General features: G+C 36.6%; 17 protein-coding genes and 1 pseudogene. All 18 read right to left on the bottom strand.

Going from position 1 to position 22,816, the window contains the following annotated elements; genetic code table 11:
- Window positions 1-52 precede the first annotated feature (52 nt).
- A pseudogene (locus tag BN1066_RS20910) lies at window positions 53-407 on the bottom strand (transposase); the annotation flags it as partial.
- Between the two features lie 326 nt (window positions 408-733).
- On the bottom strand, window positions 734-2,071 hold the full coding sequence (gene glnA, locus BN1066_RS16300; protein WP_077320502.1) for a type I glutamate--ammonia ligase: 1,338 nt from the start codon (window positions 2,069-2,071) through the stop codon (window positions 734-736).
- Between the two features lie 82 nt (window positions 2,072-2,153).
- A complete protein-coding gene (locus BN1066_RS16295) occupies window positions 2,154-2,552 on the bottom strand; it encodes a MerR family transcriptional regulator (protein ID WP_077320501.1) in 399 nt (132 codons plus the stop codon).
- Between the two features lie 425 nt (window positions 2,553-2,977).
- Window positions 2,978-4,204 carry a methionine gamma-lyase family protein gene (locus BN1066_RS16290; protein WP_077320500.1) on the bottom strand — a complete coding sequence of 409 codons (1,227 nt, stop codon included), beginning with the start codon at window positions 4,202-4,204 and terminating at the stop codon, window positions 2,978-2,980.
- Between the two features lie 10 nt (window positions 4,205-4,214).
- A complete protein-coding gene (hflX, locus tag BN1066_RS16285) occupies window positions 4,215-5,450 on the bottom strand; it encodes a GTPase HflX (RefSeq protein WP_077320499.1) in 1,236 nt (411 codons plus the stop codon).
- Window positions 5,451-5,585: 135 nt separating this feature from the next.
- Window positions 5,586-6,509, bottom strand: a complete 924-nt coding sequence (locus BN1066_RS16280) for an AAA family ATPase (protein WP_077320498.1) — start codon at window positions 6,507-6,509, stop codon at window positions 5,586-5,588.
- Window positions 6,510-6,892: 383 nt separating this feature from the next.
- Window positions 6,893-7,117, bottom strand: a complete 225-nt coding sequence (hfq, locus tag BN1066_RS16275; RefSeq protein ID WP_077320497.1) for an RNA chaperone Hfq — start codon at window positions 7,115-7,117, stop codon at window positions 6,893-6,895.
- Between the two features lie 41 nt (window positions 7,118-7,158).
- On the bottom strand, window positions 7,159-8,088 hold the full coding sequence (gene miaA, locus BN1066_RS16270) for a tRNA (adenosine(37)-N6)-dimethylallyltransferase MiaA (RefSeq protein ID WP_077320496.1): 930 nt from the start codon (window positions 8,086-8,088) through the stop codon (window positions 7,159-7,161).
- A gap of 24 nt (window positions 8,089-8,112) precedes the next feature.
- Window positions 8,113-8,562 carry a Dps family protein gene (locus tag BN1066_RS16265; RefSeq protein WP_077320495.1) on the bottom strand — a complete coding sequence of 150 codons (450 nt, stop codon included), beginning with the start codon at window positions 8,560-8,562 and terminating at the stop codon, window positions 8,113-8,115.
- 60 nt (window positions 8,563-8,622) lie between these two features.
- On the bottom strand, window positions 8,623-10,479 hold the full coding sequence (mutL, locus tag BN1066_RS16260; RefSeq protein WP_077320494.1) for a DNA mismatch repair endonuclease MutL: 1,857 nt from the start codon (window positions 10,477-10,479) through the stop codon (window positions 8,623-8,625).
- Between the two features lie 582 nt (window positions 10,480-11,061).
- Entirely contained in the window at window positions 11,062-13,650 is a 2,589-nt protein-coding gene (gene mutS / locus BN1066_RS16255) for a DNA mismatch repair protein MutS (protein WP_077320493.1), read from the bottom strand.
- 562 nt (window positions 13,651-14,212) lie between these two features.
- Complete coding sequence (gene cotE, locus BN1066_RS16250) at window positions 14,213-14,776, bottom strand: outer spore coat protein CotE (protein ID WP_077320492.1); 564 nt, start codon at window positions 14,774-14,776, stop codon at window positions 14,213-14,215.
- A 293-nt stretch (window positions 14,777-15,069) separates the two neighbouring features.
- Window positions 15,070-15,504, bottom strand: coding sequence for a YlbF/YmcA family competence regulator (locus tag BN1066_RS16245; protein WP_077320491.1), 435 nt, complete (start codon window positions 15,502-15,504; stop codon window positions 15,070-15,072).
- Between the two features lies 1 nt (window position 15,505).
- On the bottom strand, window positions 15,506-17,086 hold the full coding sequence (gene miaB / locus BN1066_RS16240) for a tRNA (N6-isopentenyl adenosine(37)-C2)-methylthiotransferase MiaB (protein ID WP_077320490.1): 1,581 nt from the start codon (window positions 17,084-17,086) through the stop codon (window positions 15,506-15,508).
- 580 nt (window positions 17,087-17,666) lie between these two features.
- Complete coding sequence (locus BN1066_RS16235) at window positions 17,667-17,927, bottom strand: stage V sporulation protein S (RefSeq protein WP_021291504.1); 261 nt, start codon at window positions 17,925-17,927, stop codon at window positions 17,667-17,669.
- Between the two features lie 153 nt (window positions 17,928-18,080).
- A complete protein-coding gene (locus BN1066_RS16230; protein ID WP_077320489.1) occupies window positions 18,081-18,878 on the bottom strand; it encodes a TIGR00282 family metallophosphoesterase in 798 nt (265 codons plus the stop codon).
- Window positions 18,879-19,572: 694 nt separating this feature from the next.
- Window positions 19,573-21,135 carry a ribonuclease Y gene (gene rny / locus BN1066_RS16225; protein ID WP_077320488.1) on the bottom strand — a complete coding sequence of 521 codons (1,563 nt, stop codon included), beginning with the start codon at window positions 21,133-21,135 and terminating at the stop codon, window positions 19,573-19,575.
- A 541-nt stretch (window positions 21,136-21,676) separates the two neighbouring features.
- Window positions 21,677-22,726: a recombinase RecA gene (gene recA / locus BN1066_RS16215; protein ID WP_077320486.1), complete on the bottom strand. Its 1,050-nt coding sequence runs from the start codon at window positions 22,724-22,726 to the stop codon at window positions 21,677-21,679.
- Between the last annotated feature and the right edge of the window lie 90 nt (window positions 22,727-22,816).

Raw genomic sequence — 22,816 nt, 5'->3', positions numbered from 1 at the left:
TGATTGGAACCATTTTTTGTTGGATTGTTGTCGTTATTTATCTATAAATGAATTAGGTGTTTGCCGGTGTATTCCGTAAGTTCACCGCCATGAACGCAAATCCTAGTTCATTTTTCTTTCTTTTTATTTAAGTGAAACGCAAATTAGCCTTTAGAAATCTGAAGACTGGTTCCGCGTCAATTTTACGCTTGCTTAGATTTCTCCAGTCCTTTTTTGAAAGCTGTTGACTAGTAGATTCTTTTTGTTGTTCCCATTTTCAACATCGTGTATTTTTCGATGATTCCCTTCTTTCGCTTTGGTACATCGGGAACCTAACGGACAATCCGAACATTCATAGACTTTAAATATTCGTGTAAAACCAGTTCCGTTCGATTCGATACGTAACGGAACGTCAATTTGTTCCTATTGACAAATAAAAGTATCCTATTTCTTATTATATTCCAATTTTCCAAAACCGCAAAGTCGATTTTACCTAAGCTAAGGAACAAGTCTTTTAATATTATTAAGTAAGAGGAGCGTAACGCAATAAATGTAAATTTGCTATTTTCTTCATACCAAAATTATATTCACCAAAAATGGATCAGAAAAATACTGCTCAGTTTGAAATTATCTGAACAGTATTTTAAACAGCAAATATTTTTTGTATATTTTTGTGGGTGTTCCGTGAATGAAACGAGTAACTAGGTTTAATTAAACGTTTCGCCCACACAACAAAGCCCTTCTGTATCAAGCTTTAATACATTCTCAAATATTGTTCTCTTTCCCAAGGGTGGACTTGTGTTTTGAACATTTCCCATTCGATTTCTTTAGCTTCTATAAAATGTTCAAATAAGTGATCGCCTAATGAATTAATGATCACATCACTTTTCTTTAATTTCTCTAATGCATCCGCTAATGTACTAGGAAGATCATGAACGCCATTTTCTTCACGTTCTTCTTTCGTCATCACATAAATGTTTCGGTCGACTGCAGGAGGCGGAGTCAATTTATTTTCTATCCCATCTAAACCAGCGGCTAATAGAGCAGCTAATGCTAAGTAAGGATTAGCTGATGGATCGACACTGCGCGCTTCAACACGAGTACTAATACCACGAGAATTAGGAATACGCATCAAACAGCTTCGGTTTGCACCTGACCAAGCAATGTAGCTAGGTGCCTCATAGCCGGGAACTAATCGTTTATATGAGTTAACGGTTGGATTAGTAATTGCTGTAAAACTGCTTGCATGCTTAATAATACCAGAAATAAATTGAAAAGCTGTTTTACTTAATCCCATCTCGCCATTTTTATCATAAAAAGCATTTTCACCATTTTTAAATAAGGACATATTTACATGCATTCCAGATCCGTTTACTCCGAATAATGGTTTAGGCATAAATGTAGCGTGCAAATTATGCTTTCTTGCTATTGTTTTTACAACCAATTTAAATGTTTGAATATCATCAGCATGCTTCACGGCATCAGAATATTTAAAGTCAATTTCATGCTGTCCAGGAGCCACTTCATGATGAGAAGCTTCAATTTCAAAGCCCATTTCTTCTAGTTCTAATACAATGTCTCTACGGCAATTCTCTCCTAAATCCGTTGGGGCAAGGTCAAAATAACCGCCATGATCATTTAACTCTAAAGATGGTTCGCCTTTATCATCTAGTTTAAAAAGGAAAAATTCAGGCTCTGTTCCAATATTAAACGCATCAAATCCAAGTTCTTGCATTTTCTTCAAGTTTCTTTTTAAATTATAACGTGGATCTCCTTCAAACGGTGTTCCATCGGTTTTATAGATGTCACAAATGAAGCGAGCAACCTTACCTTTATCCGATGTCCATGGGAATACAACAAATGTGTCTAAATCAGGATATAAATACATATCTGATTCCTCGATACGAACAAAGCCTTCAATGGATGAACCATCAAACATCATTTTATTATCTAACGCTTTGTCTAATTGGCTCAGAGGAATTTCTACATTTTTGATCGTGCCTAGCATATCTGTAAATTGCAGACGAATGAATCGCACATTTTCCTCCTTAATCCGTCTTACCACATCTTCTCTCGTATAACCTTGTCCCATAAATTGTCCTCCTATAAATATTTTTTATTTGAAATAGGAAAACAAATAGTTGAAGATTCCCATTTGTTTTCCTATTTAAAAACTAAAAGTTAATGAAAAACCTGGAAAGTTCTCCTTGCCGTAAATTTGTTTTTATGTGAAAGCTTGGATCTTTCAATTCATTCCTTAAAATTTCACGCAATTCTCTATCAGATAGATTGGATGATTCTGAAACTTTTTTATCATTTTTTTGCTTAGTATTATCTTCTTCTAAAAGCAACTTAATACCAGCAATATTGAGACCTTTATCCAAGTAATCTTTGATTTCTAGCAAACGATCCACATCATTAAACGAAAATAAACGTTGATTACCACTTGTTCTTTCTGGGTGAATTAAACCGTGCTCCTCATAATACCTTATTTGCCTTGCTGTTAATTCCGTTAACTTCATCACAATACCTATGGCAAATAAAGGCATCGAACGACGATCCTTATCATTCAATTCATGACCCCCTAAAAAATAATTCTTTTTCATTATATGTTATGTATTCTAACATGTCAATTACATGTTAGGTTTTCTTACACGCATTTTCCCAAATTTAAGTTTTCACGTAGCTATGAATATATTACCATAAAGGATATGGTTTGCTTAATAGAAAAGTAAAAAAGAGCGTTATCACAGTACCAACCCCCCGAAAGTTAGAATGATAAGTCTAACTTTTAGAGGTCGCCACCTTCCCGCTCTTTTATTACTTCCCTTAACTATTCCATTACAAACCATTTATCCCGCATGTAACTTGCAGTAAGACCTCCACTTCCTGCTACGAGGAAAGAACTAGGAGGTTAGGTGGGAGGATCTAACTGCAAGTAAATGCCCGATTCGTTTAACGAACATGCCGTGTAAAAAGCGTTCTACGGAATGAAGTTTCACTTTATTTGTAATTTTCTTAATGACTCGATTAGCGCTATCTTAACATGGGCATATGTTAATCCACCTTGAACAAAGGCAATATACGGCGGGCGCAATGGTCCGTCTGCAGATAATTCAATACTAGCACCTTGGATAAATGTACCAGCAGCCATGATTACTTCATCCTCATATCCAGGCATTTCGCTTGGATAAGGCTTAACATAGGAGTTGACAGGTGAATTTTCCTGAATGGCTTGACAAAAAGTTATCATCTCTTCTTTATTATTAAATGTTACCGATTGAATTAAATCAGTTCTGTTTTCATTAAACTTTGGTGAAGATATATAGCCAGCCAATTCCATAAATCGAGCCGTGAAAATAGCTCCCTTTAACGCTTCGCCAACTACATGTGGAGCAAGAAAGAAGCCTTGATACATTTCTTGCAGAACATTGAAAGTAGCGCCACTTTCTTTTCCCAGTCCTGGAGCAGTTAATCTGTTTGCACACTGCAAAATCAATGCTTCTTTACCAACAATATAACCACCTGCTCGCACTAATCCTCCACCAGGGTTTTTAATTAACGAACCAGCGACTAAGTCAGCACTTACATGTGGCGGTTCTTGTACCTCAGCGAATTCGCCATAACAATTATCCACAAATACAATTAAATGCGGATTAATGGATTTGACAAATTGGATCATTTCCTTTATTTCTTCGATCGTAAAAGAAGGTCGATCATCATAACCTTTTGAGCGCTGAATGCCGATTACTTTTGTTTTTTCCGTTATTGCTTGTTTGACAGCAGGAAAATTAATTCCACCATTTTCCAATAGATCCACATGCTGATAATCAACTTGAAAATCGCGTAAAGAGCCAGCATTGCTCCCCCGTATTCCAATAACTTCTTCTAAGGTATCATAAGGTTTTCCCGTAATATAAATCAACTCATCACCAGGACGAAGCACCCCAAATAAGGCAGTTGTAATAGCATGAGTTCCTGAAACGATTTGCGGTCGAACAAGAGCGTCTTCACCGCCAAAAACCGTTGCATAAATTTTTTCTAATACTTCACGGCCCAGATCGTCATACCCATAACCGCTGGTCGAATGAAAATGACTATCGCTTACTCGATGTTGACGAAACGCATCTAATACCCGTTTTTGATTAACTTCAACCATTCGATTTATTTCTTCATGCTGTTCTTTACAATCTTTTTCTGCTTGTTTTGCTAACTGTTCTACCATTTTATTTCTGTTACTCCTCTAATAACCGATTTAACGGAATCTCATTTCGCATATATCCTTTTACTTCATATACTTGTCTAATTTCATCAAATTGTTTTTTCTCAATAATTGTATTTCGTTCCAATTGCTGTAACAGTTTGCCTTGATCCGGCGGTAGCGAAACCGCATAGTATTCCCATTCTTTTTTTAATAGATGTTCTATCGTCGTTAGGACGCGATTAATATCAGCTGCTTCATAAGCGCTAATAAATAGGTGAGGATGATTAATTGGAATAACATCCTGTTTGATAAGATCTTTTTTATTATAAACGGTAAGCATTGGAATCGTATGCGCATTCAACTCTTTTAACAATTCTAATACCGTATCCTGTTGCTTATTTAGATTCGGATGTGATCCATCAACCATATGAATAAGAAAATCGGCTTCCGTGACCTCTTCCAAAGTAGATTTAAAAGCTGCGATTAATGAAGTTGGTAAATCTTGTAGAAAACCAACTGTATCTGTAAGTAGCACCTGCATCCCTGATGGAAGCTGGATTTGCCTTGTCAGAGGATCAAGGGTAGCAAATAATTGATCTTCTTCCAAAGAATTACTATTGGTTAGCCGATTAAAGAGCGTCGATTTACCTGCATTCGTATAGCCAACAATAGCTATTTGAAATACATCATTCGTCTTACGCCGCTTGCGATATTGCTCTCTTTGCTTTACGACTGTATGTAGTCGCTGTTTAATATCATGTATTCGTCTCCGAATATGGCGTTGATCTGTCTCTAATTTTGTTTCTCCGGGCCCTCTCGTTCCAATACCTCCACCAAGACGTGACAGCTCAATACCTTGTCCTCGCAATCTCGGCAGCATATATTCAAGCTGTGCAAGTTCTACTTGCAGCTTCCCCTCTTTTGTACGGGCACGTTGTGCGAAAATATCTAAAATCAATTGGCTTCGATCAATAATGCGTACACCAAAGAAGCTCCCTAGATTTCGTAACTGACCAGGAGATAACTCATCGTTAGAGATAACTAAATCAATTGCACTTTCTTTAATCAACGATTTTATATCTTCTATTTTTCCTGAACCAATATATGTAGCAGGATGAATCTTATCCCGCTTTTGTGTAACGATATGGATGACTTTTCCACCTGCTGTATCACTTAAAGATTGTAGTTCAGCTAGTGATGAGTCGAATTGGTCTTGATCCTGCGATGGCTGTTTGACAGCAATAATAAGAATTCTTTCTTTTGACACAAACAGAACCTCTTTCTTTTCTCTTGGCTATTCTCGTATACAAGCTTCTCCTATCTATCATATCAAATAATAAAAAATACACCAAAGTTTATCCATCAAGAAAAGTACAAAGGAAATAAATGATCGCTCCAATGATTAAAATGGTTTTAATTGTAGATCTTTTGCAGTTAAATAAATGAGATCGTCTGTCGTAAAATGTTCATTTTCTAATAATCTGACGGCATGCGTACGAATGGCACCTTCAATTATATTACGAACATAACGGGCATTAGAAAAATTACGGTTATATTCTCTTGTTTTTCTCAATAAATGCGTTTTTAATTCTAATTCTGCATCTTTGGTTAGCTGGTATTCACGTTCGGTAGCCATTCTCTTGGCGATTTTAAGTAATTGTGTTGCACCATAATCCTGGAATTCCAAAATAAATGGAAATCTTGATTCTAAACCAGGATTTAACGTTAAAAACCGCTCCATTTCATAAGGGTATCCGGCAAGGATTAATACAAAGTCATGCTGATGATCCTCCATCTGCTTTACTAATGTATCAATCGCTTCTTTGCCAAAATCTTTTTCTCCACCTCGAGCCAGTGAGTATGCTTCATCAACAAACAGCACCCCACCTTGTGCCTTTTGTACAAGTGCCCTCGTTTTCTGAGCGGTTTGACCAATGTATTCTCCGACTAAGTCTGCACGTTCTGCTTCAATAAAATGCCCTTTTGACAACAGTTCCATATCATAATATAATTTAGCAAGCTTCCTGGCAACCGTCGTTTTGCCTGTACCTGGGTTTCCTTTAAATAGCATATGCAAGACTTGTTGATGGTTCATTAATCCAAGTTCTTTTCTTTTCTTGTTTATAATAACAGTAGCGTAAATTTCCTTGATTCGCTCTTTTAATTCCTTCATACCGATAAATGAAGAAAACGCCTGATCAATTTCGAGAAACGGATTTTTCTTTTTTGCACCTTGTAAGCGTGGAGAGGGTAAATGCGTGCTGCTTTTCTCCTTTAAAATAATATTCACTTGCCCATTTCGGTTTCTTATCATTTGCGTTTCCATGTCATCACCCCTCAGTTAGTTTTAGTATACGTCTAAAACAAAAAGGTGTGACATTTGCCTAGGTAACTTTTAGAAAAACTATAAAAGTTTTATACTTTCCTATTCCTATAGTGTAAAAAAGAATTTTATTCCGCATCTAAGGTGCTGTGGGACTCCTGATTCAAGAGTTGTAGAGAATAATACGAAGAAATAACGAACCTTATATTCGGGAAAAAAGAAAACGACGACAGTGTTAGGAGTCCATGTTGGCTTGTCTTAGACAGTTTGCTACAGTATGGCACTTTAAGCTAAACAACACTCTTTTAAAAAAGGCATCATGCAGAAGTGGATATAATTTCCTACATGATCAAAAACCGGATGCATTTCTGCACCCGGTTTTTATATTATTCCTTTTCCAATTCAACGTTTTTAGCCGGGGAAAAGGTAGAAATCGCATGTTTAAAAATTAATTGCTGCTTTCCATCGGATTCAATTAAAACAGTAAAATTATCAAATCCTTTGATAACTCCTCGAAGTTGAAAGCCATTGGTTAGAAAAACAGTTACTGCAATGCGGTTCTTCCTAAGTTGATTTAAATATTGGTCTTGAATATTCACGGTTTGCGCCATTATACTTCCTCCTCATATCTATCTACTATATCTAGTTCGACCTAGCTATGCAAAAATCCTGCAAGATCGTCTAAAATTTTTCTAAATTTTTCATTAATTGCCCCATTTGAAACGTCATACCAAACGACATCCATTTTATTACGAAACCAAGTATATTGTCTTTTAGCATAGCGACGTGAATTTTGTTTTAGCGTTTCGACCGCTTCCTCTAACGTTTTTTCTCCCTTCAAATAAGGAATAAACTCTTTATAGCCAATCGCCTGCATGGATTGTTCATGAGTATAACCTTTTTGATATAATTTTTCAACCTCATTAATAAGACCACGTTCCATCATCATGTCAACTCGATGGTTAATTCGTCTATATAATTCATCTCTTTGCATTTCAAGCCCAATTAATTTTACATCATACGGTGATTCCTTCACCTGTTGTTGAAAATCTGACATTCTTTTTCCTGTTGTCTCGTAAATTTCTAAAGCTCTAACAACACGCCGATGGTTATTTGGATGAATTTTAGCCGCCTGCTTAGGATCAATTTCCTGTAATCTCTTATATAGCGGTTCAATCCCAAAAGCGGCTATCTCATTTTCTAATTTTTCAACTACTTTTTCATCACGTTTGTACGTTGGAAAATGATAACTATAAAGCGCTGCTTGAACATATAAACCACTGCCACCAACAAGAATGGGAGGCTTATTTTTTTTTGTAATGATATCAATATAATGGGTAACGTACTGCTGAAAATCGGCAACAGAAAAAGGTTCATCGGGATCTTTTATATCAATCATATAATGAGGAATCCCTTGCATTTCTTCTTTCGCTATTTTCGCAGTACCAATATCCATTCCTCTATAAACCTGCATAGAGTCCCCACTAATAATTTCACCGCTATATCGTTTGGCTACTTCTATACTTAATTTTGTTTTACCTACAGCGGTAGGGCCCACTATTGCAATGACTTTATTTTTCATTCGTATTCCCCTAATTCTACTGCATTATTTATCTTGTAAATAAGCTCTAAGCATCCAAATATATTTTTCCAGATTTCCCTGTATACCTATAAGTAAATCCTCTGTTGGACTGTCATGTAGACGGCTTGCTTCTGGTAAACCTTGATCTTGAATTTCCGATACCATTTGCTGAAGGTCTGAAACTAGTTGTTGAATGATTTCATGTTCTTTATCATCAGCAGAAGCCTCTTCTAACGTCGCCTCTTTAATATATTTCACCATTGTTGCTAATGGTTTTCCATTAATCATTAAAATTCGCTCAGCAACTTCATCTAAATCTTGAGCTATTTGGTCATACATGTCTTCAAATTGTTTGTGTAATACAAAGAAGTTTTTCCCTTGAATAAACCAGTGATAACGATGTAATTTTACATACAATACAAATTGATTAGAAAGGAGTTGATTTAAAAAATTTACAAGTGTTTGATTTTCCATAGCACACACCTTCTCTATTTTTTCTTAGTATTGGAAAGATGTGGTTATTTTTATACATAGTTACATCACTCGTTTAAACATTTTCTTCAATTCATACGTGGAAAAGTGAACAATAATTGGTCTGCCATGCGGACAAGTGAATGGATCTTCGGTCTGTCGCAAGTGTTCAAGCAGTTGAAACATTTCGTCTTGATTTAAATAATGATTTGCCTTTATTGACCGCTTGCAAGACATTAAAATTGCTGCTTCTTCACGAATTTTTTCAACATCTATTTTTTCCTCACTCATTATTTGTTCGACCATTTCCCGGATAATATCTTCCTCATATCCGGTTGGAAACCAATTTGGGTGTGAACGAACAATATATGTTTGGTGACCGAATGATTCAAAAAAGATTCCTGCTTGTTTTAGTTCTTCTTTATACTGTTCAATCCAAATAGATTCCTGCTTGGAAAATTCAAATGTTAATGGAATTAATAATTCCTGCAGTTCATTGATTGGCGCCCCTAGTTTTTTCTTGAAGAACTCATACTTCACTCGTTCTTGTGCCGCATGTTGATCAATCATGTATAAACCATTTTCGTTTTGCGCTAAAATATACGTTCCTTGCAGCTGCCCAATTGGATACATAATTGGGACGCGTGGTTCTTCCGGTCTCGTTTCATGAATTGTCTCGTCGATTTTAACTTCATCGTTACTCGCTGTATATTGCTCTTGTTCTATAACAGGTTCGGATAAGTACGGTTCTTGTTCTGTCGCTGTTATATGCTCTTCTATCTTCTTATCCATAAAAGAAGAGGATGTAGTCGGTTCATATATCGTCTGTTGCCAATGATCATTATTTCTTAGTTGTGATGTTGGTTTACTAAAATCCATGCTATGTTGAACCGTCTTTACTTTAGGTAAAGGTTTCTGCTCCATTTCGGGAATTAAAGAAATCTCTTTAAAGCGACTTTTTATGGCTAGTTCAATTGCTTGAAACAGTTCTTTCTCTTTACTAAAACGTACTTCCAGTTTCGTTGGATGAACATTAACATCGACTAAAATCGGGTCCATTTGAATCAATAAGACAACAATGGGTGAACGGCCAATTGGAAGTAATGTATGATACGCTTGAATGATCGCTTTATTTAAAGGAATGCTTTTAATATATCGCCCATTTATAATTGTCGAGATGTAATTTCTCGAAGCTCTCGTCACTTCCGGCTTCGCAATATACCCTTCGATACTAAAATCAAGCGTTTCATGTTTAACATCAAGCATCTGCCTGGCTACATTCATACCATAAACTTGAGAAATAACCTGTAATAAATCTCCGGTTCCGGCTGTTCGAAAAATCCCCCTTCCATTATGTGTTACTTCAAAGCGCACTTCTGGATGGGATAAAGCCAGCCGGTTGATTAAGTCAGTAATATGACCAAGCTCGGTATGAATGGTCTTCATATATTTTAAACGAGCAGGCGTATTATAAAATAAATCGGTTACCGTAATTTCGGAGCCCTTTCTTGCTGATGCCTTCTTTTTTTCGGTTACTTTTCCTCCTTCCAGAGCTAAATAAGTTCCTGCTTCTTCACCAGTTGAAGTTTGTATCGTTACTTTACTTACAGAAGCAATACTAGCAAGTGCCTCCCCACGGAATCCCAGCGTATGGACATGGAATAAATCTGTTTCACTTTTAATTTTACTCGTGGCATGGCGTAAAAAAGCGGTTTCGCAATCTTCTTCGGACATTCCTTCTCCATTATCTGTCACCTTGATTTCCTCAAGGCCTGCTTCCTTAATATCAATTTTTATCCATGTACTGTTTGCATCGATGCTGTTCTCAACAAGTTCCTTTACTACAGAAGCCGGTCGCTCTACAACTTCCCCAGCTGCGATTTTATTGGCGAGCGCATCTGGCATCTGAATTATTTTCATGCAAACATCCCTTCCTTCTAAAAACTGGAAAAAACTTGGCTTCTCGCCAAGTCTTTAGCGAAAGCTGTAGTTTTTTCTTATACTATAAACCCTAAAATTTTATACTTTCCTATGGTGTAGAGTGAAACTTCATTCCGTGGAACGCTTTTTACACGGAATGTTAGTACCACAAGGGTATGACCTAAAGGCCCTTGAACGAATCAGGCATTTAGGTGCCGTTTTCTCACACTTAGACCTCTTGTATCAACTCAAGATTTTGAAATGGAAGTCTTACGGCACCTTACATGCGGGATAAATATGGAACAAGAGCGCGAGTCCCCACAGCAACCGGTAAATTCCTTGCGCATTTAAATCAACAATGATAAAAGGCGAGAAAGTCCATTTTTCAGTATCTAAGAAACCATCTTCGTTTTTTTACATGCGGTTATCTTGAAAGTGCTTTGTCTAGCTTATGCACACGAAAGTGACTAGCCCCTTGTAGGCAGTCTCCTCTATTGGAGTTCCAGCACTTATCAGGGCTGATTAAGGCACTTTTACCTTTTGGTTCTCACAAATTGCTGACTTGTCATTCTACTATTTCATCTAACTTTTACGAGCCTTCTTTTGCAAACGATAGAGTTCATTCATTGCATCTATCGGTGTCATGCCAAACAGGTCTAATTCTTTTAATTCCTTTACAACGATTGCTTCCAGTTTGGAAGTGCTTGGTTCTTTCTTTTCTTTCGAATCTTCAACGAAAAAGGAGAGTTGAGCCGTTTGTTCTGTCGTAGCTGCTACTTCCTGTTGTTTATTTTTCTGCTCTTTTCCTTCTAATTCTGCTAAAATTTTCCCGGCTCTTGAAATTAAGGTCTGTGGTAAATCCGCTAATTTAGCAACATGGATACCATAGCTTTGATCAGCAGGCCCTTCTTTAATTTGATGGAGAAAAACGACATTTCCTTCATGTTCTTCTGCACGAACATGAATATTTCTTAAATTTGGCAAGGTTTTCTCCAAATCTGTAAGTTCATGGTAATGCGTTGAAAAAAGCGTCTTAGCATGAATATGGTTGTGAATATATTCAATAATTGCTTGTGCTAAAGCCATTCCATCATACGTACTTGTTCCCCTACCGATTTCATCAAACAAAATAAGACTTCTATCGGTTGCATTTGTAATTGCATGATTTGCTTCTAACATTTCTACCATGAACGTACTTTGTCCTGCAACTAAGTCATCTGCTGCTCCAATTCTCGTGAAAATTTGGTCAAAAACAAGAAGTTGTGCTGATTCGCACGGTACGAAGCAGCCAATTTGTCCCATAATTACAGTTAACGCTAACTGGCGCATATACGTGCTTTTTCCAGACATATTTGGACCTGTAATAAGCAAAATATGTTTATTATGATCAAGTTCAATGTCATTTGGTACAAATGATCCATCATCCATCACTTGCTCAATGACCGGATGCCTGCTTTGCTTAATAAAAAGATGTTCTTCGTCAAATGTAGGACGAACATAATTGTTTGCTTCACTTACGGTAGCAAATCCTTGTAATACATCAACATAACTTACTTCTTCTGCCAATCGTTGTAACTCTGGAATATATTCTTTAATGCGATCGCGAATTTCAATAAATAATTGATACTCTAATTCAACACTTTTTTCTTCTGCTTCTAAAATGAGTTGTTCTTTCTCCTTCAACTCTGGTGTAACAAATCTTTCGGCATTCGTTAATGTCTGTTTTCGTTCGTATCGTCCTTCAGGAAGCAAATGCAAGTTTGCTTTAGTAACTTCGATATAATAACCAAATACTCGATTATAGCCAATTTTTAAGGATTTAATATTTGTCTCCTGCTTTTCCTTTTGTTCAAGCTCTGCAATCCACTGCTTTCCATTTCTTGAAGCATCGCGATATGTATCTAATTGTTCATTATAACCATCTTTAATGATATCTCCTTCTTTGATCGAAAGAGGTGGATCATCAGCGATGCTTGCTTCAAGTAAATCAACAATCTCAGGAGATACTTGAAATTGATCTGCTAATTGTTGAATTTCTTTTTGGGCAAATTGCTGTAATAACACTCTAATTTCTGGTATTTTTTGTAATGATTTTTTTAATTGCTGAAGGTCGCGTGCATTGACATTTCCAAAAGCAACCCTACCGGCGAGACGTTCCAAATCATAAACTGATTTTAATGTTTCTCTTAATACATCTCGTTCCATAAATTGCCGATAAAATCCATCAACAACCTCCAGCCTTTCTTCCATTTGGGTCGGATTCAATAATGGCCGCTCCAGCCACTTTTTTAACATCCGCGCTCCCATCGCAGTTACCGTTTTATCGAGCACCCAAAGCAAGCTGCCATAACGTTCTTTTTTTATTAATGTTTCAGTAAGCTCTAGATTGCGCTTAGAAAACATGTCTAACGATAGATAGTTTTTAAGTTCAATAATTTTTGCTTGTTGCATATGATCAAGTGAACGCTTTTGTGTATGCTGAATATAATTTAATAATCTGCTAAATGCAGTTAATAGCCGTTCATCATGTAAGTTTTCGCATAAGTGACGGTATTCCCCATTAAAGTTTACTTCATCTTGATAGGAAAGCGTAACTTGTAGTCGCATTTTTAATTGTTTTTGTAATTCCTCAGGCAATTGAGAGGATACAACAACTTCTTTAATCGGTTGATTGTATAATTCATGAATTACGCTATCCCAACCATGTTCAAAGACCGCAATTTGGTTTTCTCCAGTGGATAAATCACTATATACTAGCACATAACTGGAATCAAAATGAGAAAGACTAGCAATATAATTATTCTCCTTCTCATTTAACATATTCTTTTCCATTACCGTACCAGGTGTTATTAACTGGATGACTTCTCGTTTTACGACACCTTTAGCAGTCTTTGGATCCTCAACTTGCTCACAAATTGCTACTTTATAGCCTTTATCAATCAAAATTTTTATGTAATTATCCGCAGAATGATATGGAACACCACACATTGGAATTGGCTTTGCCTTTCCTGAATCCCGCTTTGTTAACGTAATCTCTAATTCTCTAGCTGCTTGAATAGCATCATCGTAAAACAGTTCATAAAAATCACCTAAACGAAAAAAGAGAAAGGCATCTTTATGCTCTGCTTTTATTCTTAAATATTGTTCCATCATTGGTGTATGTTTTGCCATATTTTATCCTCCAAAAAGCCCAAATATTCTTATGCTATTATAGCATACAATCGTATTTTCATTCGATTAATCCAATTTGGAACAAAACAAAAATTAGAAGTGTGTGTTTTAGCGACATACAAACTGTAGAACTTCTGACAAGATAAAGAGAAACTTCATTTCGTGGAACGCTTTTTACACGAAATATTAGTACCGCGAGGGTATGACCTAAAGGCCTTTGAACCAATCGGGCATTTAGGTGCCTTTTTCCTCTTAAAGTTTTGCAAAATAATAGGCGGATTTTTCAAATGCGATAAGTACGGGCCTCACATGCGAGATAAAGAAAACATATCTCTAAAATAGGAGTATTCCGACTCCCGCGGCAAGGCTCTTTTAGTCGGCCTTCCTTTAGATTCGAGCTGATATTGACTTATCATAGAAAGCAGATCGAAGTTTGCTAGTCGCTGAGTGTATAAGCTAAACGACGAAGCTGTTTTCATAAAAGATATCCACCATATAGAAACGGTTTTCCGTTCATAAACAAATGAAAAAATTACGAGGAACAACATTCCTCGTAATTTCATCAGTCTTGATTAACAAAATCCGGTTTCACATCTTCCAATTCATCATCTGTTAGTTCTACATCCCAGACTTCATCATCATCATCATCAACATGCTCACGCTTTGGATCAACACGGACTGCTATTTTTGTATCACCAATAATCTGTACACTAAACTCCCGTTCAATTTCTACCGCAATCTTATGACCTTTATTTTCAATTGTACAATTCAAGCAATTAGGCTGCTGAATAACTTTGGCAATGACATCAAAGTCATCACTTAGGCAATTCTCATCTTTAACAGAAAGCGGAACCTTTTCACTGTATGTTACTCTTTCCGTTATTGCCTCCGTTTTTGTATTATCGTTGTATGAATACCAAATATTAACATCATAGCTGCCAACGATTTCTACTGTGTCTTTGGATTTCTTCTTGGCATTGTATAAATGGTTAATTACCCAGCATCCTAAAATGCTAGAAGGTTTATGTGATGGCGAGATGGAATGGGTTGCCTGCGAAAACTTACGACCTTTACCACATACCGCTTTTGTTATAATCTCTCGATACTCTTTATCTAAAAAAGTCATGATTACCTTTACCTCCTCTTTTTTCATAGTCATTTTATGCAAGACAAATACCTAAAGTGCATAGCTATTTTGGAAAAGAGGAAAAGGAATATAGTGAAGTTGCTAAAGCGAGTGATATATAATGTCCATAACAGGCTTCGTTTTTGATTATTACAGAAAACTCGTAGCTAAAAAAATTCCTAGTAGCCCTCATACAAAAAAACGGACGTCTAAATCAACTATTACACGAAATTTCGTCTATTCTTAACATGAAATAACGGACAGGAACTAAAGCGATTCCCTGCCCGTTTTTATTAATGGCTGCAACCGGATCCGGATTTACTTCTTAGTTTTGATCCAGTTTCACCAGTCAATACGTTTCCACCTGTTGATTCAATAATATGATTCGTAACTTCTCTTGCAATCGTTCCAGTGATTAACTGCAATACATCATTAACGAGAACTTGTGTCTCTTTAAATTCCTGAACAACTGGAATAGCGTCAATTTCTTTTTGAAAAATATCGAGTTGTTCTTCTACTTTTTTTAATGCTTCTTTTTTTCCGTAAGCTTGTAAGTTTACAGCTTGTTTTTGTAATGCTTTAATCTTAGTAATTAAACTCTGTACTTTTTTATTTTCATTAATTTTTGCTTCTACTTGCTTAAAGCGCTCGATTTCTTCGGTATTGGCAAGCATAACCGCTATTTTTTTTGCTTCGTCAAGCACCTGCTTACGTGTATATTCTGCCATGTTATTCCACCCCAACTGTATTTTCTACCATAACACCACTTAAGGACCATGTTTTTGTCTCTGTTATTTTGACATCAACAATTTGCCCAATTGCTGATTTTGGTCCTTTAAAGTTAACTAGCTTATTCCTTTCTGTATAGCCAGCTAATATGTTTGGATCTTTTTTACTTTCTCCCTCAACAAGTACCTTCACTACTTTATCCTGATAGTTTTTCATTGAAGCAGCAGATTGCGTATTTACTAATTCATTTAAACGATATAAACGTTGTTTCTTTACCTCTTCAGATACATTATCTTTTTTCCTAGCTGCAGGTGTCCCTTCACGTGGTGAATAAATAAATGTGTATGCAGCTTCAAACCCGACCTCTTCTACTAGGCTAAGCGTTTCCTCAAACTGTTCTTCCGTTTCATTTGGGAATCCGACAATAATATCCGTTGTTAATGTCGCATTTGGCATTGCCTTACGGATTTTACGTACCAGTTCTAAGTAGGATTCTCTTGTATATTTGCGATTCATCTTTTTTAAAATCTCATTACTTCCGGATTGAACTGGCAAATGGATATGGTCAAGTAAATTTCCACCTTTAGCAAGCACTTCTATTAAATGATCATCAAAATCTCTCGGATGCGAAGTGGTAAACCGAATTCTTGGAATATCAATTTTACGGAGTTCGTCCATTAGATCGCCAAGACCGTATGTCCGATTGGTAAAGTCTTTTCCATACGCATTTACATTTTGTCCTAATAACGTAATCTCTTTATAGCCTTGTGCCGCCAGGTGGCGAACTTCTTGAATAATATCCTCTGGAAGACGGCTTCTCTCTTTTCCACGTGTCATAGGAACAATGCAATACGTACAGAATTTATCACATCCATACATAATATTTACCCATGCTTTAATTTTTCCTTTGCGAACCTTTGGTAAGTTCTCAATTACATCGCCTTCTTTGGACCACACTTCAACGATTTTTTCTTTACCAAACATCGCTTCTTTAATCAGCTGCGGTAACCGATGAATATTATGGGTACCAAAGATTAAATCGACATGTTGATGTTTCTTTAAGATGCGGTTAACAACTGACTCTTGTTGAGACATACATCCGCATACGCCAAGAATAAGGTCCGGTTTTTCCAACTTTAATGGCTTCAAATGTCCGATTTCACCAAACACTTTATTTTCAGCGTTTTCACGAATAGCACATGTATTGAGTAGAATAATATCAGCTTCATCTGTCTCTATAGTTGATTCATATCCCATCTCTGTTAGAATGCCTGCCATCACTTCGGTATCATGCTCATTCATTTGGCATCCATACGTACGAATTAGAAACTTTTTGCCTTTACCGATGTTATGCATATCTTCTGGAATAGCAAAATCATAATGCACCTTTACCTCATCACGGCCTCGTTTTCGCGCTTTATTTATATTTGGCGGTTCAAATGTGGTTTTAAAGTATTTGGCAATCATTTCATCACTAGAAGTATTTTTGATCCGTTTTATATTATCCACTGCGGATTTTACGTCCGTTGGATTATTGACTTGCTTAATTTGTGATTGCTCTTTACGTTGTTGTTCGTTCATTTGAAAACTCCTTTCTTTAATTAAAGAAAACTTGGCTGGCATCAAACCTTAATGCACTTACCACCTAGTTGCACGTATTCGTAAAACTTTAAAAAACCTCACTGCAACATCGAATGATTCTGTGCTAAAATTTTTATCTTTCTTCATCTAATAAGACTCATCCGGTCCTAACTATAAAAAATTAGGGGTCTATCACGTTTTTTAACTCTGGATAGGATAAACAAGCTTTAGTATCCATTAGTTTATTATAAAGGCTTCATCCAAATTAAACAACAAAAACTAAAGTGGTTGTCTAATAGGATTTATTTAAACTCACAAGAATAACTTCATCCTGCTTGCCTCTTTTATAAACTATTTATGAGAAGTGACTCGACAAACTACGAAGTTTCCAAAACAATAGCGCAAGTGCCTTGGTCAGCTTCGACAAGTGCTGGAACTACGGTTAGGTTGCTTTCGAAGGGAAATGACCCGAGGGCTAGCGCTAAATGTTGCTAAAACGTTATACAAATTTTGTAATTCCTAGACAATAAAAATAGTGCTACGCATAGGCGCAACACTTTATTTTAAATGAAATTAATTCTTATCTAGGCTCTACAATTAATTTAATCGCTGTACGTTCTTCATCATCAATTAAAATATCTGTAAAAGCTGGTATACAAATGAGGTCTACGCCACTAGGTGCAACAAATCCTCGTGCAATTGCTACTGCCTTCACCGCCTGGTTTAATGCACCAGCGCCAATGGCTTGAATTTCTGCTGAGCCACGTTCTCTTAACACATTTGCAAGTGCACCTGCTACTGAATTTGGATTTGATTTTGCTGACACTTTTAATACTTCCATTACTAGTACCTCCTTCATTTAACTATTATAGTCCTAATGTTACTATATTCGTGGAGATGATAGCTTATTACCTTTATTATGCATTAATAATTCTTAACATTCAATTAATAAATCTGTAAAGCCTTTCAATTCTACTTCTGTTGGTAAAAATTTTTAATCCAAAAATGGGTGGTCCTCATTAATTAAGATTCGTTCAATCTTAATTGCTTTTCCGCTCTTTGGATCAATATTTACAAAACACCCATTCAATTGCGTTCTTCCCTTTTTAGGGACTTCAAAACGAACTGGCATAGATGTTAGGAAACGTTGAATTACTGCTTCCCTTTCAACGCCTAAAATACCATCATACGGACCTGTCATGCCTACATCTGTTATATATGCAGTCCCTTTGGGTAAAATCCGTTCATCTGCGGTTTGAGTGTGGGTGTGGGTACCGACTACAGCACTTACCCTGCCATCTACATACCAACCAAATGCTTGTTTTTCACTTGTAGCCTCTCCATGAAAATCGACAAAGATAATGTTGGTTCGCTGTTTCGCTTCTTCAATTAGTGTATCTGCTTTCACAAAAGGGTCATCACTTGGAGGTAAGAAAGTCCTCCCCTGTAAATTAACCACTGCAACTTCTACTCCATTTATATTAATATAGACAATTCCTTTACCGGGATTATTATTTGGGAAATTTGCTGGACGGATCATATTTTTAGCATCTGGAAAAAAATCATATATTTCTTTTTTATCCCATGTATGATTTCCCATTGTAATAACCTGTATACCCCACTCTAGCAGTTGTTTGTAAATTTTCTCTGTGATTCCCTTCCCTGCTGCAGCATTTTCCCCATTAGCAATGGTAAGGTTTGGGCGATACTTTTCTTTTAGCTTGGGTAAATAGATTTCAAGCATGTTTCTACCGGGAGATCCAACAATATCGCCAATAAATAATATTTTCATCTTATACTCATCCTATCTTTCTTCATATCTTCAGTTTTTCATAACAAGCAATAAATGTCAAAAATAAAAACCATTTTTTTCAATTCCATTACGGTTATGGCTCTATAAAAAAAGCCAGTTAACAATGCTAATAGCTGCTTCTAGCTATGTAAACGATAGTATATAATTTTTAATGAAAATTCATTTTGCCAACACTCCTATATCACTGGTCAAATTGCTATGTACATCTATCATCTTTAACAACAGTTCTTTGTCCAATGTAGTAGTGGAATATACCTATCAGCCGTGGGCTCATTCACTTTGGCAGCACGATTCCACCTTTTTTTAGTATTTTTACAGCTGTTTTGGATAAGATTAGCCTCTAAATAGACTGTTCGTTAGCTATGAATCTGCTTGGTTCGTTTCTTACAGAATGAGCAATTTTGTTTTTTAACTTTGATATGAAGTTCTATCAACCATGATTGAAACCTTTTCTATATTCCATACCTCTACATGTTTAACATTAATCCCTACTCTATGATTGTGCGTTTTCCCTCTTTTTTACTTTTCTTCCACAACTTAAGGCTAACAAAAAAGAGGGAAAGGCGTGTGTTTTTTGGTTTATTATAAACCTTGTCGGAATAATAGAAACCGCCACATTCAGTATAGAGCCCCTTTTTTAAAGCAAAATAAAAAGCGGTCAACGGACCACTTTTTATTTTGCATATTCGACAGCACGTGTTTCTCGAATTACAGTCACTTTTATATGACCTGGATAGTCCAGCTCGCTTTCAATTCGTTTGCGAATATCTCGTGCAATTCTTACCGATTCCACATCATCAATTTCATCTGGTTTTACCATAATTCGAATTTCCCTTCCAGCTTGAATAGCAAAAGACTTTTCTACACCAACGAACGATTCAGAGATCTCTTCTAATTTTTCTAATCGTTTAATATAATTCTCCAATGTCTCACTTCTTGCTCCAGGTCTTGCTGCAGATAGGGCATCTGCAGCTGCTACAAGTACAGAGATAATCGAAGTAGGTTCTTCATCGCCATGGTGTGAAGCAATAGAATTTATAACAACTTCATGCTCTTTGTACTTTATTGCGAGCTCTTTACCAATCTCTACATGACTACCTTCTACTTCATGATCAACTGCTTTTCCGATATCATGAAGCAGTCCAGCTCTTCTTGCAAGCATTTCATCTTCACCAAGTTCAGCAGCAAGTAAACCAGCTAAGTAAGCTACTTCAGTTGAGTGTTTTAAAACATTCTGTCCATAGCTTGTACGATATTTTAACCGACCTAAAATTTTGATTAAATCTGGGTGTAATCCGTGCACACCCACTTCAAATGTTGTCTCTTCTCCAATCTCACGTATATAATCATCAACATCACGTCTAGCTTTATCTACCATTTCTTCGATTCGCGCAGGGTGAATCCGTCCATCCTGAACCAACTTTTCTAATGCTAGACGAGCTACCTCTCTACGAATTGGGTCAAACCCAGATAATATAACTGCTTCCGGTGTATCATCAATAATTAAGTCAATTCCTGTTAAGGTTTCAAGTGTTCTAATATTACGACCTTCCCGACCAATGATACGTCCCTTCATTTCGTCATTTGGAAGGTTTACAACAGACACTGTTGTTTCAGCAACGTGGTCAGCAGCACAACGCTGTAATGCTAAAGATAGAATGTTCTTCGCCTTTTTATCAGCTTCTTCTTTTGCACGATTTTCAGCCTCTTTAATGATTAAAGCAGCATCATGTGCAACCTCTTTTTCCACTCGTTCCAAAATAATTTGCTTAGCTTGGTCTATTGTATATCCTGAAATGCGTTCAAGCTCCGTTTGCTGCTCTTGTAAAATAGCTTCCACTTTGCTTTCCATTTCTTCAATTTGTTGTTGTTTGTCTGTTAAAGACTGTTCTCTTTGTTCCAACATAAGCTCTCGCTTATCTAATGATTCACTTTTTCTGTCTAAATTTTCTTCTTTTTGCATCAGACGATTCTCTTGCTTCTGAACCTCACCACGTCGTTCACGAAGCTCGTCCTCTGTTTGCTGTCGAAGTTTATGAATTTCATCCTTTGCTTCAAGAAGTGCCTCTTTCTTTGAAGCTTCAGCATTCCGACGTGCCTCATCAACAATTTGTTTTGCTAATGTTTCTGCACTAGAAATTTTTGCTTCAGCAATAGACCTACGAATCAGATAACCAACAACAATACCGACGATTAGGATTACAAGCAAAATGGAGATGAGCATAAGACTGTCCATGATTTCACCTCCTCTTGCTATAAAGTTGTACATCAATTATTGTCGGCATGTAAAATTTTTAATGCGTTGAATAAACATAAATTATATCATGAAAATGATAAATTTATACAAATTTAATTTTAATTGTGTCTGATAAGAATGTCAAGGAAACGTCACAACTTAATTACTGATTTACATGATAAATGGTACAATTTACCAACAAAATACAAAGAAAACAGGCTACTTTTTTTGTATTGAGAAAGTTGATTAATTTTTTGGGGGTGACAATAAAGCATAAAACGGATGAATCTTTAAATGCAGGACAAAAGAAACATATCCCTGCAACAGGAGTATGCCCGACACCTGAGGCAAGCCCGCTTTTCGTCGGCCTTCCTTTAGATTCGAGCTGATGTTAACTTACCTAGAAAGGAGATCGAAGTTTGCTAGTCACGCAAGTGCTTAAGCTAGACGATATGCTAAAAGTGATCCACAAGGTAGAAACGAATATAATTTTTTAGACAAGAACAAAAAATCCCCTGCTAGAATAGCAAGAGATTTCATTTTAAACATCTAAGCTTTCTTGACTAAACGCTTCAACAGTATCTTCTTCTTTTTCTTTCGGTTCGTCATCTAAATGATGATGCTCTCTGATTGCTGTATGAATTTCTGCCATTATCTCTTGGTTTTCTTTTAAAAACTGCTTTGCATTTTCCCGTCCTTGTCCAAGCCGTTCTCCATTATACGAATACCAAGCACCACTTTTTTGAACGATATCCAAGTCCGATCCCATGTCAAGGATTTCTCCCTCTTTAGAGATGCCTTCTCCATACATAATATCAACCTCTGCTTGTTTAAACGGAGGAGCAACTTTATTTTTGACAACTTTAATTCTTGTTTTGTTCCCGACCATATCGTTGCCCTGCTTTATTGCTTCTGCGCGGCGTACTTCAAGTCTTACAGAAGAGTAGAACTTAAGAGCTCGTCCACCTGGAGTTGTTTCAGGATTTCCGAACATGACACCGACTTTTTCCCGAATTTGGTTAATGAAAATAGCTGTAGATTTTGACTTGTTAATGGCACCTGATAATTTACGTAATGCTTGGGACATTAAACGAGCTTGTAAACCAACATGGGAGTCTCCCATTTCTCCTTCGATCTCCGCTTTCGGAACAAGAGCAGCCACCGAATCTACAACTATAATATCAACCGCACCACTCCGAACTAGTGCTTCCGCAATTTCAAGTGCTTGTTCTCCAGTATCAGGCTGAGAAAGCAGAAGCTCTTCAATATTCACACCTAAAGCACGAGCATATGTAGGATCAAGCGCATGCTCTGCATCAATAAATGCCGCTTGTCCCCCCTGGCGTTGTGCTTCAGCAATTGCATGCAAAGCTACTGTTGTTTTACCGGATGATTCTGGACCGTATATTTCAACAACTCGGCCTTTTGGGTACCCGCCAATTCCAAGTGCAACATCTAACGCTAAGGAGCCGCTAGGTATGGTTGCTACTTTTTGTTCAGCCTGTTCCCCCAATTTCATGATAGAACCTTTGCCGAATTGCTTTTCTATTTGTTTTAATGCCATATCTAAAGCTTGTTTTTTATCACTCAAAACGTCGCCCTCCTTTATTAATCTATTTCCATCATACATGCTTTTCGTTTATTTGCCAAGCAAAAAACGAATAAATGTTCCCCTTTTTTC

The organism is Virgibacillus proomii (assembly GCF_900162615.1).
GTDB classification, from domain to species: Bacteria; Bacillota; Bacilli; order Bacillales; family Amphibacillaceae; genus Virgibacillus; species Virgibacillus proomii.
This window is presented reverse-complemented; position numbering and strand designations above follow the sequence as displayed.